Below are 15,967 nucleotides of genomic sequence, written 5' to 3'. Positions count from 1 at the left end.
CAAAGATCTCTGCATCTCTCCTTCCGAAGAGTGCTGTATTAATATACCAAGTATCTATTTCGATGTCAATATTTTTTATCATTTTTTTCAAGATTTTTTTCCATATCTGCATATGAAAAGCAGCCTGTTTCCAGACTGCTTCATTTCATGCATTCATTAGAAATCAAAGTTATGTTCTGACTTCATACGTTCAGCTAAAGCAAGAGCGGATTCTGCACTACTTACATGCACATCTGCGTTGCTACCGAGAATCTCTTCAGGCAATCTATTTGCAGTTGCTTCTGCGAGTTCTCTAGCCTTTTCTTCACGAATTTCCTTGAGTTCCATTGCACGTTCCTCGATGCGACGTGATGTTTCACGGTCAAAGTTTCTACCTGTTCCGGCTGGAATAAGTTTACCGATGATAACATTTTCCTTAAGACCTTCAAGTTTATCAACCTTACCTCTAACCGCAGCTTCCGTAAGAACTCTTGTTGTTTCCTGGAAGGATGCAGCAGATAAGAATGAATCTGTTTCAACAGCAGACTTGGAGATACCTAAGAGTAATGGACCAAACTTCGCTGGTTTCTTTCCATCGAACAATAGATCTTCGTTAATTGCGTTCATATTAGCGAGTGATAATGTCTGTCCTGCACTTAGGCCTGAGTCATTTCCTTCGATAACGATGACTTTCTTTAACATCTGCTTGATCATTACTTCCAAGTGCTTATCAGAAATATCGATAGACTGAGAAGAGTAAACCTTCTTAACTTCCTTCAAGATATATTCCTGAACTGCTCTTACACCCGCTACTTCCAATAATTCCTTAGGAGCGATTGGACCTTCAGTTAGCTTATCACCAGCAGATACATGATCACCGATATTTAAGTTCTGACGTTTCACCTGTGTCAAGTCACACTTGTGTTCGATAGATTCGTTTTCATTCGATACAACAATAACTGTACCTGTCTTGTTTTCATTGTCATGTACATCAGTGATTTCACCATCAATCTTAGAGATGACAGCTAATCCCTTAGGTGCACGTGCTTCGAACAATTCTTCTACACGAGGAAGACCCTGTGTAATATCACCGTTCTGTGTCGCAACACCACCAGTGTGGAAGTTACGCATTGTTAACTGTGTACCAGGTTCACCGATCGCCTGAGCAGCCATGATACCGATAGCTTCGCCTTCTTCAACAAGGTTACCTGTAGCCATGTTACGGCCATAGCACTTACGGCAGATACCATTTGTAGATTCGCATGTGAATACGTTACGGATGTAAACTTCTTCAACACCAGCCGCAACAACCTTGTGTGCTAAGTCTTCATCTACTAATGTATCGCCATCAACAATCACTTCGCCTGTCTTAGGATCTAGGATTGGCTTTTGTGTGTAGCGACCAACGATACGATCGAATAAGCCTTCAATTAATACTGGCTTTTCATCTGGACGTAGAATCTTATCTTCGTAAATATTCTTAACAAGATATCCACGTTCTGTTCCACAGTCTTCTTCTCCGATGATAACTTCCTGAGCAACATCGACAAGACGACGTGTTAAGTATCCAGATTCGGCAGTCTTCAAGGCTGTATCTGTTAATCCCTTACGTACACCGTGAGTGGAAATAAAGAACTCTGATACGCTCATACCTTCACGGAAACATGAGTAAATTGGGACTTCGATAATAGATGGTTGGTATTCCTTACGGGACTTAGACTGTGTAGGACGAGCCATCAATCCACGCATACCAGCTAACTGTGTAAAGTGGTTCTTATTACCACGGGCACCAGATACCGCCATCATGTTGATTGGGTTCATACGAGCCATGGATTCCATTAAGTTGTTACCAACATCATTCTTAACATCATTCCAGAGTGAGGAGAACTTAGCTTCCCATTCCTGAGGTGTTAATAGACCTCTGTCACGTAACATGTTGAACTGTTCAGCCTTCTTACGACCTTCAGCTACTAACGCTTCCTTATTAGGTGCGACAGAGATATCGCTGAGGGCTACAGTCATACCCGCTAATGTTGAATAGAGGTATCCCATATCCTTCAAGCTATCCAAGATGTCTGATGTGCCATTTGTCTTATAGTGGTCAAAGACAGCCGCAATCAAGTTTCCTAAGTCCTTCTTCTTGAATTCAGATGCTACCTTACGGTTAGCAAATTCCTTCTTGATATCTGTACCTAGTGGAACAAACTCTGAATCTGGTGTTGCCTTTAGATTTTCTGGAGTTACCTCATTGAGATATGGGAAATCTGCAGGGAATACACCATTAAAGATAATCTTACCAACTGTTGTTAATAAGTACTTGTTATTTTGTTCTTCTGTAAAGCCAGTCTTGTTAACTGCTCTTGCAGGAAGAGCGATACGATTATGTAAGTGAACAACACCTGTCTGGTATGCCATCATTACTTCGTTGACATCCTTGAATACGTGTCCTTCATTTTCGCTGTATCTTCTCCATCTTGCTGCTTCAGTCTTTTCACCAAGCTGTTCTAGAGCATCTGCCTTCTTCTTGAACTCTTCCGCTGTTTCTTCCATGTTCAAGTAGAAGTTACCTAATACTAAGTCCTGTCCAGGTGTAACGATAGGCTTACCATCCTTAGGACCTAAGATATTATTAGAACCTAACATCAAGACTTCAGTTTCAGCTCTTGCCATCTCACTTAATGGGAGATGGACAGCCATCTGGTCACCGTCGAAGTCCGCATTGAACGCAGGACATACTAACGGATGCACACGGATTGCACGGCCTTCAACCAAGCGTGGGAAGAATGCCTGAATACCTAAACGGTGAAGTGTAGGTGCACGGTTTAAGAATACTGGGTGGTTCGCAATAACCTTTTCCACAACATCCCAAACACGTGGATCTTGGCGACCAATCAACTTCTCAGCTGTCTTAGGGTTAGACGCAATCTGTAAGTTTACTAATTCATTGATTACAAATGGCTTGTATAAGTTAATTGCCATTTCCTTAGGTAATCCGCACTGCCACATCTTGAGGTATGGTCCAATTGCGATAACGGAACGACCAGAGAAGTCAACACGCTTACCTAATAAGTTCTGACGGAAACGTCCCTGCTTACCCTTTAAGGAGTGAGATAGAGACTTGAGTGCGCGTCCACCAGCACCTGTAATTGCCTTGGAACGACGACCGTTATCAATTAACGCATCAACAGCTTCCTGTAACATACGCTTTTCGTTTTGAACGATAATTGCAGGAGTTCCAAGTTCAAGCAACTTCTTTAAACGGTTATTACGAGTAATAACACGACGATATAAATCATTTAAGTCAGAAGTAGCGAAACGACCACCATCCAACTGTAACATTGGACGAAGATCTGGTGGGATAACTGGCAATACAGTCAATACCATCCATTCTGGCTTGTTTTCAGAATTACGGAAAGCTTCTACTGTTTCTAAGCGCTTGATTAGTTTCTTGCGCTTATCACCAGTAGACTTTTCAAGCTCTGCCATAATCGCTGTATATTCAGCTTCAACATCACATTGTTCAAGTAATGTCTTAATCGCTTCTGCACCTGTTTGTGCAACGAAGCTACCAGCACCATAAATAGCGTTGTTTTCACGGTATTCTCTTTCGGAAAGAATCTGCTTGTATTCAAGCTTTGTATCACCTGGGTCAGTTACGATCCAAGATACAAAGTATACAACTTCTTCCAATGACTTAGGCGCTACGTTTAATAGGAGTGCCATACGGGAAGGAATTCCACGTAAATACCAAATATGTGCTACTGGAGCTGCTAATTCAATATGACCCATACGTTCACGACGTACACTAGCCTTTGTGATTTCAACACCACAACGGTCGCAAACTACGCCTTGGTAACGAATCTTCTTGAACTTTCCGCAAGCGCACTCCCAGTCCTTTGTAGGACCGAAAATGCGTTCGCAGAATAAACCATCACGCTCAGGCTTCTGAGAACGATAGTTGATTGTTTCTGGCTTCTTTACTTCGCCATATGACCAAGCAAGGATTTTCTCTGGTGATGCCAGACCGACTTTAATCGCTGTAAAGTTATTAATATTCATCTAAGCATCCTCCTTATTGATCTTCTTCCCCGAAGTCATCGAACCCTACGGTCGCTGCTTCAGGAATTTCTTCATCTAATTCATCTTTGATTGTTAGATCTTCGTTTGATTCCGCATCATTTACAAGTGTGGATGGGTCGAAATCAAGAGTTGTTTCTTCCTTGAGTTCTTCCTGTTCCATCTGCTTGAGATCCATCTCATTGCCAGCGTCATCCATCATGCGTACGTCAATCGCAAGAGCCTGTAATTCGTGTACTAATACACGGAATGATTCAGGAATACCAGGTTCTGGCATATCCTTGCCCTTCACAATTGCTTCGTATGTCTTTGTACGTCCAGCAATATCGTCTGACTTCACAGTCAAGATTTCTTGTAATACATGAGATGCACCATATGCTTCAAGAGCCCAAACTTCCATCTCACCAAATCTCTGACCACCATTTTGTGCCTTACCACCTAATGGCTGCTGTGTAACGAGTGAGTATGGACCAGTTGCACGTGCATGTAACTTATCATCGACCATGTGCGCAAGCTTAATCATATACATGACACCAACTGAGATACGGTCGTCATATGCCTCACCTGTACGTCCATCATATAGAACATACTTACCATCTGGTGAAGAATTAGATTCCTTCATGATGTCACGTAGGTCAGTGTTAGAAACACCATCGAATACTGGAGTCGCAAATTTAACGCCTAACTTCTTCGCAGCGAAACCAAGATGAACCTCTAATACCTGTCCGATGTTCATACGTGATGGTACACCGAATGGGTTCAACATAATGTCGATAGGAGTTCCATCTGACATGTATGGCATATCTTCAACTGGGTTGATACGAGAGATGACACCCTTGTTACCGTGACGTCCAGCCATCTTATCACCCTCAGAAATCTTACGTTTCTGAACGATATAAACCTTAACAACTTCATTTACTCCTGGTGGAAGTTCATGGTCTTCCTTACGCTTGAATACACGGATACTGTGAACAATACCGGCACCACCATGTGGTACCTTCAAGGAGTTATCACGTACTTCACGTGACTTCTCACCGAAGATAGCCATCAATAACTTCTCTTCTGGAGTTTGGTCTGTTTGACCCTTAGGAGTAACCTTACCAACAAGGATATCTCCTTCCTTCACTTCTGCACCGACCATGACGATACCACGACCATCAAGATTGCGGCATGCACTTTCAGCGACGTTAGGAATATCACGAGTAATCTCTTCTGGACCTAACTTCGTTTCACGGCATTCGATGTCATATTCTTCAATATGTACAGATGTGTAGTAGTCTTGCGATTGCATCTTTTCAGACATGATAATCGCATCTTCATAGTTATAACCATGCCATGTCATAAACGCGATTGTAACGTTTTGACCTAAAGCAAGTTCACCATTTTCCATCGCCGGACCATCTGCAAGGATTGTGCCACGTTCAACACGTTCACCATCCCAAACAATAGGTCTTTGATTTAAGCAAGTAGAAGCGTTAGAACGACGATACTTCGTTAGTTCATATGTCTTCTCATTACCATTATCTTCAGCCACAACAACCTTTGTTGCGTCAACATATGTAACAACACCTGGACCTGTCGCAACACAAGCAGAACCTGAGTCACGTGCAATCACATGTTCCATACCTGTACCAACAAATGGACTGTGTGGATTCATAAGAGGTACAGCCTGACGCTGCATGTTGGCACCCATGAGGGCACGAGTACAGTCATCGTTTTCCAAGAATGGAACGCACGCAGTCGCTACAGAAACAATCTGACGTGGAGATACGTCAGCGTAGTCAACTTGGCTACGGTCAACCATCACAGTTTCACCCTTGATACGAGCGATAATCTTATCACCTACAAGCTGACCATCCTTGATCTCGTTTGCCTGAGCGATTACGTGATCATTTTCTTCGTCTGCTGGCATATACTTAATTTCATCTGTAACTTTGCCATCCACAACCTTACGGTATGGAGTTTCGATGAAGCCATATTCATTTACCTTTGCATAAGTTGTAAGGTAAGAGATCAAACCGATGTTTGGTCCTTCAGGTGTCTCAATTGGACAGATACGTCCATAGTGAGAGTTGTGAATATCACGCACTTCGAAGCCTGCGCGCTCACGTGTAAGACCACCAGGTCCTAACGCAGAAATACGACGCTTGTTTGACAACTCCGCAAGTGGGTTTTCCTGATCCATGAACTGAGATAACTGAGATGAGGAGAAGAACTCCTTAATCGCAGCTGTTAATGGGCGAATATTTGTTAGTTGCTTTGGTGTTAAGTTTGCTGTATCTGCGATAGACATTCTTTCCTTAACAACACGTTCCATACGTGATAAACCAATACGGAATTGGTTCTGAATTAATTCACCAACTGTACGGATACGACGGTTGCCAAGCATATCGATATCATCTTGAGAACCTACACCATCGAACATTGTAAGTTCGTAGTTATATAAAGCATACATATCACTCATCGTGATTGTGTGTTTGTCATTTAATGGGTCGATACCAATCAAGTTCACTGGATGACCTTCCTGCATTACAGTAACTTCCTGTACGCAAGCACCTACTAGCCAAACAGTTACTTCACCAGAATGGTTTGTGGCTTCAGCTACGATTGTTTCTTGATCAGCTGTAGAAAGCTTAGTCAGTTCAACATCCGGCAAGTATGTTGGACACATTACTTCACCATCAGCGTTTGTTAAATCTTCACCGTTTAATGTGACACGGCCAATTTCAAACATACGGGAACCGTAATCAAGAACAGCGTTAACATTATCGTTTGTTACCTTAACAGGAGAAGCGATAATACCGGCATAAACAGTTACCTGCTTGAATTCCTTAGCGATTGCCTTTACATCTTCTTCTGTTAGAACTGTACCCATTTCTAGTGTTGTACGTTCTGTCTTACCATCTAAATCAACTGCTAAGATACGTCCTACTAAACTATTCTTCCAAGATGTATCCATTACTGCTGTCGATGGGTGTGAGAATGTATGTGTAAATGGTAATGCACGGCAATTGATACCCTTATCAATTTCAGCACGTAACTCATTTCTTAATTCCTTGTCGATAACAACACCCTTCTTTACAAGAGTCTTGCCTTCAGCACTTACTAAGTCCTTCTCAAGAGACAAGCCTTCCATGCGGTCTAAAATACTTAACTTCTTATGAACCTTATAACGACCTGCCTTTGTTAAGTCATATCTTCTGTAGTCAAAGAACTTAGCGTCCATTAAAGTAATCGCACCATCGATGGTTGCGATTTCATCCGCACGCTGATTTTCATACACTGTTAAGAGTGCTTCGTTCTTAGTCTTTGTCTTATCAGCCGCAAGTGTATTGCGAACTTCTTCGTAATTTCCGAAAATCGCCGTATACAATAACATGTAATCGTTCTGGAATTCACGTTCTTCTTCTGGCACGATAACATCAGAATTTACAGGCAAGTTTAATGCCTTTAAGAACTTCTTCATGTTTGTTGTATCAAATGCATTTTCACCACGTTCAAGGTTCAAGGATAAACCAATTGCCTTGAATAGGATTGAACTTAATACTTTTCTTCTGCGGTCAATTGATACGTTCAAAATACGGCCAAGTGCAGCTTTCTTGTCATCACTCATGAATTCTAGCCATGTTCCACGGCTTGGAATCAACTCGCATTTATATGTATCACGACCTGTGCGCTCTTCTGATTCAATATCAAAGTACGCACCTGGAGAACGAACAATCTGAGATACGATAATACGCTCAGCACCATTGATAATGAATGTGCCTGTTGGCGTCATTAAAGGGAAGTCTCCCAAGAAGACCTCTTCATTCTTTGTGATTACTTCACCAGTTTCTGGATCCATAACTTCTAACTCCATCTTACCTTTAAGAGGAGCGCTGTAATTTACTTCTCTGTATTTGCATTCACTAATTGAATACTTTGGTTCCCCAAATTCATAATCTAGGAACTTCAAACGAATGTTACCCGCATAGTTTGAAATTGGATATACATCGTTAAATACTTCTTTAATACCGTCTCTTAAAAACCAATCAAAAGCTGCAGTCTGAATTTCTACCAAATCAGGTAGATCTAGACCACTGCTAACTTTAGAATAATCTCTACGAGTTGCCTTGTTGCCATAATGCACAACGTGGTATGTCTGCTTATTTTCCATTTGTTCGCCATCCTTTCGCCTGCACCGCCAGAAATGTCGAAAAAGGGTAGAATAACCCCATCCCTATTCGACTCTTTTGCAATTTACTATAATAAAACAACTTTTTTATTCCGTCAACTTCCTACTTTGCAAAATATAGTATCCTCGATCCTTAGAAATAACCTCGCAATTCCCGAACACTTCCGCAAACTTCTTCTTAGCACTTTCCGCACCTTGCTGTTTACGGATAACCGCATAGATAGAACCACCTACTAATAGATGGCTATATGCATCCTCGAACATTTTATAGATAACTTTTTTTCCCGTTCGAATCGGAGGATTGGTGATAATAAAATGATATTGGCCTTTGATTTCGGCGTATCCATCCGAAACAAGAGTAGTACACTTCACTTGGTTCAAACCACAGTTTAATTGTGCCAGTTCTACAGCACGTGGATTGATATCTGCCATTGTGACTTCACAGCTAGGAAATAATGATTTTGTAATGATGCCTAGCGTTCCATATCCACAACCCATATCCAAGACCTTACCATGGAGAGTTTCTTTGCTGATTGCTTTCAGCAAGACGTAGCTGCCATAATCTACGCCTGTTTTTGAAAATACGCCGTTGTCAGTCGTAAAGATATATAAACGGTCTAAAAACCGGAAAGTATGTTCCTTCCGGTTCTCATCCAGATTTCGGTTATCGGTAAAATAATGTGCCATTAACCGTTCCTTTCTAATACCCGAAAAGCCGAACAATTTATTATTCGGCTTTTCATGTGTTTTCTGTTATTTTCTAGATTACTTGAATTCAACAGTTGCACCAGCATCTGTGAGCTTCTTCTTGAGTTCTTCAGCTTCTTCAGCAGCAACGTTTTCCTTGATTGTTGCAGGAGCTCCATCAACGAGCTTCTTAGCATCAACAAGTCCAAGACCTGTGATTTCACGAACAACCTTAATTACGCCTACCTTAGAGTCACCAGCGGCAGCTAATACAACATTAACTGTTGTAGGAGCAGCTGCAGCAGCTTCTGTTGGAGCAGCAGCTGCTACTGGAGCAGCAGCAGAAACGCCGTACTTCTCTTCAATAGCCTTTACGAGTTCATTTAGTTCAAGAATTGTAGCTTCATCAAGATATGCTAGGATATCTTCCTGTGTTAACTTTGCCATGGATTAATTTCTCCTCTTCTATTTCTTTCTTAGGCAGCTGCCTCAGCAGCTTCTTTTACTTCTTCAGCAACCGGAGCAGCTCCGTTAGCTGGTTTTGCTTCAGCAACAGCATTCACAACACGTGCGAATGAAGATACTGGAGCGTTCAATACAGATAGCAACATGCTGAGCATGCCTTCTCTGTTTGGTAATGCAGAGAGTTCATTTACTGTGTTGAGGTCAACAACCTTACCTTCAACAATACCACCCTTAAGAACTAATGCCTTGTGCTTCTTAGCAAACTTAGCCATTACACGAGCAGCACCAGTTTCATCACCACCGAATGCCAATGCGTTAGGACCTGTTAAGCAATCCTTAAGATCACCATATCCTGCATCTTCAGCAGCCTTACTAGCTAATGTGTTCTTATAAACCTTAAGTTCAACACCTTCAGCACGTAATGCTCTACGGAGTTCAGTAACCTCAGCAACTGAGAGGCCACGGTACTCGGCAACGATAGTGGATGAAGAGTTAGTGAATTTTTCCTTAATTTCGGAAACAACACCCTGCTTAGACTCTAATACAGTCTGATTCATACTTCACCTTCCTATTCTCTGTTATCGAATACACATTTAGAAAGAAAGCCCTCGCAGACAGCGAGAGCAAAAGTACATTAATATGAACTTTCATCTACCTCGGTAACCTTATTAAGCATACGCCGTTACTGTCTGTGGTATTTGATAACGATGATATGATACCATGCATTTTTATAATGTCAAGTTCCATTTGCATTATTGTATTCTCAGCCCGATTCCCATATCAACACCACAAAAATTTCAAGGTCTACGCAAAGGAAAATATACACCTTAAACTCCATGACGTTATATACTAAGGAGGATAGTTTCAAATGAATACAAGATTTCATTACAAGTATAGACTTTAGAAGGGAGCCTACCCATGAATCCGAGAGAATATTTAGAGATATTGCATATTGCAGAAAGATTGAAAGATACCACACGTCACTGTACGACGAGTAAAAGACGCATCGAGAGTGTTGCCGAACATAGTTGGAGAATTTCCCTCATGGCCTTTCTTTTAAAGGATGAGTTCCCCAATGCAGATATTGATAAAGTAATCAGTATGTGCTTAATTCATGATTTAGGCGAATGTTTTACCGGCGATATCCCAACATTCCTCAAAACTGATCATGACCGTGATATTGAAGATTCATTATTATCGCAATGGGTTGACACTCTCCCCGAAAACATCTCAACACGAATGACAGAACTATATAACGAGATGAACCAACAAGAAACCCAAGAATCTAAAATATATAAAGCTTTAGATAAACTAGAAGCAGTTATTCAGCATAACGAATCACCAATTGATACATGGTCAGAGAATGAATATGAACTCAACCAAACCTATGCGTTTGATGTTGTACAATTCTCTTCATGGCTAACTTCGCTTAGAAAAGAGATACTATCTGATACACTGCATAAAATTGATTCAGAAATCAAAGAATAGTTACCTTCTATCACATATTTTAGATATCCTCAAAACACTTTAGATGCCAACGAATCTAAAGTGTTTTCATTTACTATTCAAACGAAGCATCTAACATCCAAACTTAAATTGGTTTCTTAAAAACAGTAAAGGATGTGACACAATGCCACATCCCTTATCGCATAATTGCGGTTATGCTTTCTAGATTATTTATTACCTTCTGCCAATTCTTCCTCTGTTAATGGTTTCTTTGTGACTGCTAAGATTGCCACGATGATTAGTGCGCCGATTAACATATCTACTACATACCAAACTTGCCCTTCAATGACACCAGTAATCGCAACGATACCACCAAACGCTACAACGGAAGATACACCATGTACCATACCTAATGCACCAGCGATTGCTGTACCGATTGCACATGCAATCCAAGTATGCTTAAAGTCTTTACCTGCAAATGGCCAAGCACCTTCTGTGATACCACCTGAGGATAGCAAGAATGCAGAGATACCTACAGAGCGATCTGCCTTTGTATAATGCTTTCTTAAGATAAATGACGCAAGACCCATACCGAGTGGAGGAATTGCACAACACATACGGAATACACCGTTAGGTCCATAAATACCTTCAGCCATTAATGCAAGTGTGAATGCTGTGGCAGCCTTTGAACATGGACCGCCAAAGTCAGCTGCTGCTAATAGTCCAATTCCAAGTCCTAACAAGATTGCATTTGTTCCACTTAGGCCATTCATTACATCAACGATAACCTGTACAAACGCATTGATAGGTCCTGTTAAAACATAGATGTAGAAGATACCAACGACAAATGTCGTTAATAGAGGAATAAAGAATGTAGGCATCATTGGCTTCAAGGAGTCAATAACCTTCCAAGTCTTCATCCACTTAACGAAGTAACCTACGATGAAACCTAATAGTAAAGCTCCAATAAATCCTGTAGATAATTGTTCTTCTCCGATAGGATTATTTGCAACATAACCCATAATCAAACCTGGAGCTAATGCAGGTTTTCCAGCGATAGCGTAAGCGATATATCCGCAGATAACCGGAACCATCATGGAGAAGCCGGCAATACCTAAGCTATATACGTTCTGCCAGAACTGATTGCTTGGAATGATTGCGCCATTTTCAATATGACCTGTAAATAAAGTAAATGAGAATAACATACCACCAGCGATAATGACTGGTAAGAAATATGAGATACCCGTATTAAATGCTTTAAATATACTACGTCCAGTTTCTTTCAACTTATTATTCATCTCACTCATTTGCCAAAGCCTCCGCTCTATCAATTAATTTCTTGATATCTTTGATTGCTTGTGTTGGATCAACTTCGATAACCTTACCCTCATCACGTTTTTCATCAAAGCGTTCATCGCCTTCAATACCAATTGCGATAGCTAAAATAACGACATCAGCCGCATCGACTTCATCTTGTTCCAACTCATTATTGATGCCCATACCACCTTGTGTTTCAACCTTGCAGTCAATGCCTCTCTTCTTGCATTCCTGCTCGATTGCTTCTTGTGTCATGTACGTATGTGCGATACCTGCTGTACATGCACTTACTGCTACTAATTTCATACTTCCATCTCCTTTTCAATCGATTTCAAAAGTTCGTAAGACTCTTCAGGGCTCTTTGTATTTAAGAATTTCTCGCGGAAATCTTCATGCATTAAATTCTTACTAAGCTCTGCCAGAATCTTCAAATGTTGCGTAGATCCTTTATCAGCAGGTACACCAATCATCATCATGTGATCCACCCTGTCTTCTCCATCTTCATTTGTCCATGGACATCCATTCAAGAATTTCACATAGATAACAAATGCTTGATTGACTGCAGCTGAGATTGCATGTGGAATTGCAATACCATAACCAATATAGGTTGCGATTACGTTTTCACGGTCAATAACAGCCTTAGCATACTCATCGTTATTATTTACAAATTCATTTGGTAAATGTGCAATGTCTTCAATTGCCTCATACTTATCACGATAAACTTTATCCGTGAAAATCGTTAATTCTTTTGCAAACATTTTTGTCTCCTTTCGACTGTATCTATATTGTCCATCTATTCAACAATCGAGAACAGTTCACTTTTTTCAATTTGGAAATGGAAATTCATTATACGGATTCTTCTTCAATCTTCAGAATAATTTCATGTAGCTTATCAAAACTCTGTGTACGGATCAATTCCTTTGTATATTCATCAGAACTTACAATCTGACTGAGCACCTTATAAAATGCAGGCATGGTATCATCACCCTTCTCCTTCATGGATAACAGAAAGATAATCTGCACTGTATCCTTATCCCATTGAATTGGTTTTTGTAAGATACCAATCTCCACAAAACTCTCTTTACCCATTGGGTGGATTGGGTGTGGTATCGCAACCATGTTTCCAAATGCGGTTGCACCAACGCTTTCTCTTTCAAGCACAGCTTTCTCAAATTCATTTGAGATATCTACTTTCTTCTGTGCTTGCATACACAAGAAATGAATTACTTCTTCTTTATCGTTATATGGTAAATCCCCAAAGAACATATCCTCACGGAAATAGTTGAAGATTTGTAAGTCGTGCGTCTTTTGGATCATCGCATGAACATTTTCAATTGCACTCTTGCCTAAAAAGGCATTGACTTCAATGACTGGTATATTCAGTTTTTCTTCAATTGGCACAGTTGTCAGAATGTAATCAATACCCTCAAGATTCTGACTATGCAATGTATTTAAACTGGCTGTACCAACTACCTCTAGATTCTTACCAAACTTTTCCTCAATCTGATAGCGCAACAGTTCTGAACTTGCTCGTCCACTCCCACAGACAATTAATACTTTTTCTTTCGTCTGTTTTTCGCGCTTCTTTTCTAGCGCAACATTGAAATGCAATGCAATATACGCAATCTCATCTTTGCAGATACATCTGTTGTACATTTTCTTTAACACACCACAAGCAACAGTAGCCATTGAGTATGCTAGTACAAAGTGTTCACGAATCTGATTTGCTAGCGGATTATAACTTGCAATGTGATTCTGCAATCTAACTTTAAATGGTATAACGTGTAGAGATAACAATGTCGCAAGTTCAAAATCATAACGCAAATCAATGCGGAAGGTTTCGTTGACCGCTTCCAACATTGCCAAAACAATCTCAAAAGTATCCTCATCCACAACCGAGTTACTCTGCTGTCCATTATTTAGTCGGATAATCTTTTTACTACTCAAATGCATTAGCACATAATACACTTCACTATCCGGAAACTTTACATCAAATTCTTTTTCAATATCTTGAATAATAGCCTTGGTCATCACAAGGTCACTATCATTTTCCATCTGCTGTTCTGTTTCTTTGCCAAGAGGAATCACTTTACCATCTAGGATGCGCTGAATTGCGATATAGATGTGGAAGGTTAAATTATTGAGTGATAGATCAGATATCATAAAATTGTATTTGACAACTTTGTCTGAAATAATTTTATGGATACTATCTAACTGATTATTTTCTGGTAGTTGCTGCGTATAAAACGGTTCTTCCATTTGGATTCGAGTTAAACATAGACGGTACTGCTGTTCACTACCAATTGCACGCATACCTTGATATGCACGATAGTCAATCTCAATACCAAAATCCGCAAGAATATTGCGGACAATCTTCATATCATTTTTTAGTGTTGCACGACTGATAAACATCGCATCCGCAAGGTCATCCATACGCACGCTTTCATCAGAAGTAAGTAATGTTTCTATAATCTGGCGAACACGGTCTTGGGTTGTCAAAACTCTTTCACGATTATTTTCGATAGACTGCAAATAATCCTCTAACTTTTCTTTATCTTGGATTTCAATTGAAATACCCTTACGTTCCGTCTTGATACTTGCCCCATTACAAACAAGCACATCATTGAGTGCTTCAATATCATTACGAATTGTACGAGCAGTCACACCAAAAAGATCTGCAATTTCTCGAATTGATTTACTGTGATCATTTTCCTTCACTAATAAGAAAAGTAATCTATCCTGTCTATCCATGCTATAAACCCTCTATTCTAATTATACGTATTGTCCAAAAAACCTTCAGACAATATGTTTCCCGCAAAAATGTGAAATTGATTATCTCTTGCATGATATACTAAACATATGAAAATTACAGAAGGCTACATGCCATTTTTAAACTATCAAACCTACTACCGTATTGTCGGTGATATTACCAAACCTGCTTTAGTTCTATTACATGGTGGTCCTGGCTCTACACATAACTATTTTGAACTACTTGATTCACTTGCTTGTGATGATTATTGTCTTGTCATGTATGACCAGCTTGGTTGTGGAAATTCCTACGTTGAAGGTCACCCTGAACTATGGACACCTGAAACTTGGGTCAATGAGCTAATCGCATTACGCAAGCACCTTAACTTAACAAAGGTTCATCTTTTAGGTCAATCTTGGGGTGGCATGCTTGCGCTAGACTACATATTACATTACAGCCCTACGGGTATTGAATCACTGATATTATCTAGCACATTATCTTCCGCTTCCCTTTGGGCAAGTGAACAACATCGCATGATTCGTTTTATGTCTGAAGTTGATCAACGTGCTATAGAGATTGCAGAAAGAACTGGTAATTACGAAAGTGAAGATTACATCATCGCAAATACCCACTTCATGCATGCACATTGTGCAGGTGTATATGAGATTGGTAAAGCACCTGATTGTTTAACTCGCCCAAAGAAGACAGGAAAAGAAGCGTACCTCTATGGTTGGGGCCCAAATGAATATACACCAACCGGAAGTCTTGCAGTTTTTGAAGTAACAAATGAATTAAAGCATATCAATATTCCTACACTTATTATATCTGGAACAAACGACTTATGCACTCCACTTGTTGCTAAGACAATGTATGACAATATCAAACATGCAACATGGCACCTATTTCCAAACTGTCGTCACATGGTCTTCGCCGAAGCAACCGATCAATACATCCAATTACTACAATCATGGTTAAAACAAATAGAGTAGAGTGAGAATATCTTATTCAGATATTCTTTGACCCTCTCATTGCACCGTACGTACGGGTCTCGTATACGGCGCTACATTTGTATT

11 protein-coding genes and 1 other annotated feature are annotated in these 15,967 nt (G+C 40.2%); of the genes, 2 read left to right on the top strand and 9 right to left on the bottom strand.

Features of this window, described 5'->3' with window-relative positions; translation table 11 throughout:
- Positions 1-156: 156 nt before the first annotated feature.
- From rpoC to rplJ, 5 genes are all read right to left on the bottom strand, one after another.
- Positions 157-4,038: a DNA-directed RNA polymerase subunit beta' gene (gene rpoC, locus RWM19_RS08555; RefSeq protein WP_313985985.1), complete on the bottom strand. Its 3,882-nt coding sequence runs from the start codon at positions 4,036-4,038 to the stop codon at positions 157-159.
- Positions 4,039-4,051: 13 nt separating this feature from the next.
- On the bottom strand, positions 4,052-8,212 hold the full coding sequence (locus RWM19_RS08550) for a DNA-directed RNA polymerase subunit beta (RefSeq protein ID WP_313985982.1): 4,161 nt from the start codon (positions 8,210-8,212) through the stop codon (positions 4,052-4,054).
- 105 nt (positions 8,213-8,317) lie between these two features.
- Entirely contained in the window at positions 8,318-8,917 is a 600-nt protein-coding gene (locus tag RWM19_RS08545) for a methyltransferase (RefSeq protein ID WP_313985979.1), read from the bottom strand.
- 78 nt (positions 8,918-8,995) lie between these two features.
- Entirely contained in the window at positions 8,996-9,364 is a 369-nt protein-coding gene (gene rplL, locus RWM19_RS08540) for a 50S ribosomal protein L7/L12 (RefSeq protein WP_294021702.1), read from the bottom strand.
- A gap of 29 nt (positions 9,365-9,393) precedes the next feature.
- Positions 9,394-9,939 (bottom strand): 50S ribosomal protein L10, encoded by a 546-nt coding sequence (gene rplJ, locus RWM19_RS08535; RefSeq protein ID WP_294023598.1) that lies wholly within the window; start codon positions 9,937-9,939, stop codon positions 9,394-9,396.
- 32 nt (positions 9,940-9,971) lie between these two features.
- Positions 9,972-10,095: a sequence feature (ribosomal protein L10 leader region), on the bottom strand.
- Positions 10,096-10,300: 205 nt separating this feature from the next.
- On the opposite strand from rplJ, the gene RWM19_RS08530 reads away from it, so the two are divergent.
- Positions 10,301-10,870 (top strand): HD domain-containing protein, encoded by a 570-nt coding sequence (locus RWM19_RS08530; protein WP_313985973.1) that lies wholly within the window; start codon positions 10,301-10,303, stop codon positions 10,868-10,870.
- Between the two features lie 185 nt (positions 10,871-11,055).
- Here the strand turns inward: RWM19_RS08530 and RWM19_RS08525 are convergent, their stop codons facing one another.
- The 4 genes from RWM19_RS08525 to RWM19_RS08510 form a co-directional block, all read right to left on the bottom strand.
- Positions 11,056-12,135 (bottom strand): PTS fructose transporter subunit IIC, encoded by a 1,080-nt coding sequence (locus RWM19_RS08525; protein ID WP_294026252.1) that lies wholly within the window; start codon positions 12,133-12,135, stop codon positions 11,056-11,058.
- On the bottom strand, positions 12,128-12,451 hold the full coding sequence (locus RWM19_RS08520; RefSeq protein ID WP_006525790.1) for a PTS fructose transporter subunit IIB: 324 nt from the start codon (positions 12,449-12,451) through the stop codon (positions 12,128-12,130). Before RWM19_RS08520 ends, RWM19_RS08525 begins: the two co-directional genes overlap by 8 nt.
- Complete coding sequence (locus RWM19_RS08515) at positions 12,448-12,903, bottom strand: PTS sugar transporter subunit IIA (protein ID WP_294021698.1); 456 nt, start codon at positions 12,901-12,903, stop codon at positions 12,448-12,450. Before RWM19_RS08515 ends, RWM19_RS08520 begins: the two co-directional genes overlap by 4 nt.
- A gap of 88 nt (positions 12,904-12,991) precedes the next feature.
- Complete coding sequence (locus tag RWM19_RS08510) at positions 12,992-14,896, bottom strand: BglG family transcription antiterminator (RefSeq protein WP_313985968.1); 1,905 nt, start codon at positions 14,894-14,896, stop codon at positions 12,992-12,994.
- 108 nt (positions 14,897-15,004) lie between these two features.
- Between RWM19_RS08510 and pepI the strand changes: the two genes are divergently transcribed.
- Positions 15,005-15,883, top strand: coding sequence for a proline iminopeptidase (pepI, locus tag RWM19_RS08505; RefSeq protein WP_313985965.1), 879 nt, complete (start codon positions 15,005-15,007; stop codon positions 15,881-15,883).
- Positions 15,884-15,967: the final 84 nt, after the last annotated feature.

It is taken from the genome of uncultured Solobacterium sp., from assembly GCF_963517755.1.
In the GTDB taxonomy this organism is placed as follows: Bacteria; Bacillota_I; Bacilli_A; order Erysipelotrichales; family Erysipelotrichaceae; genus Bulleidia.
This window is presented reverse-complemented; position numbering and strand designations above follow the sequence as displayed.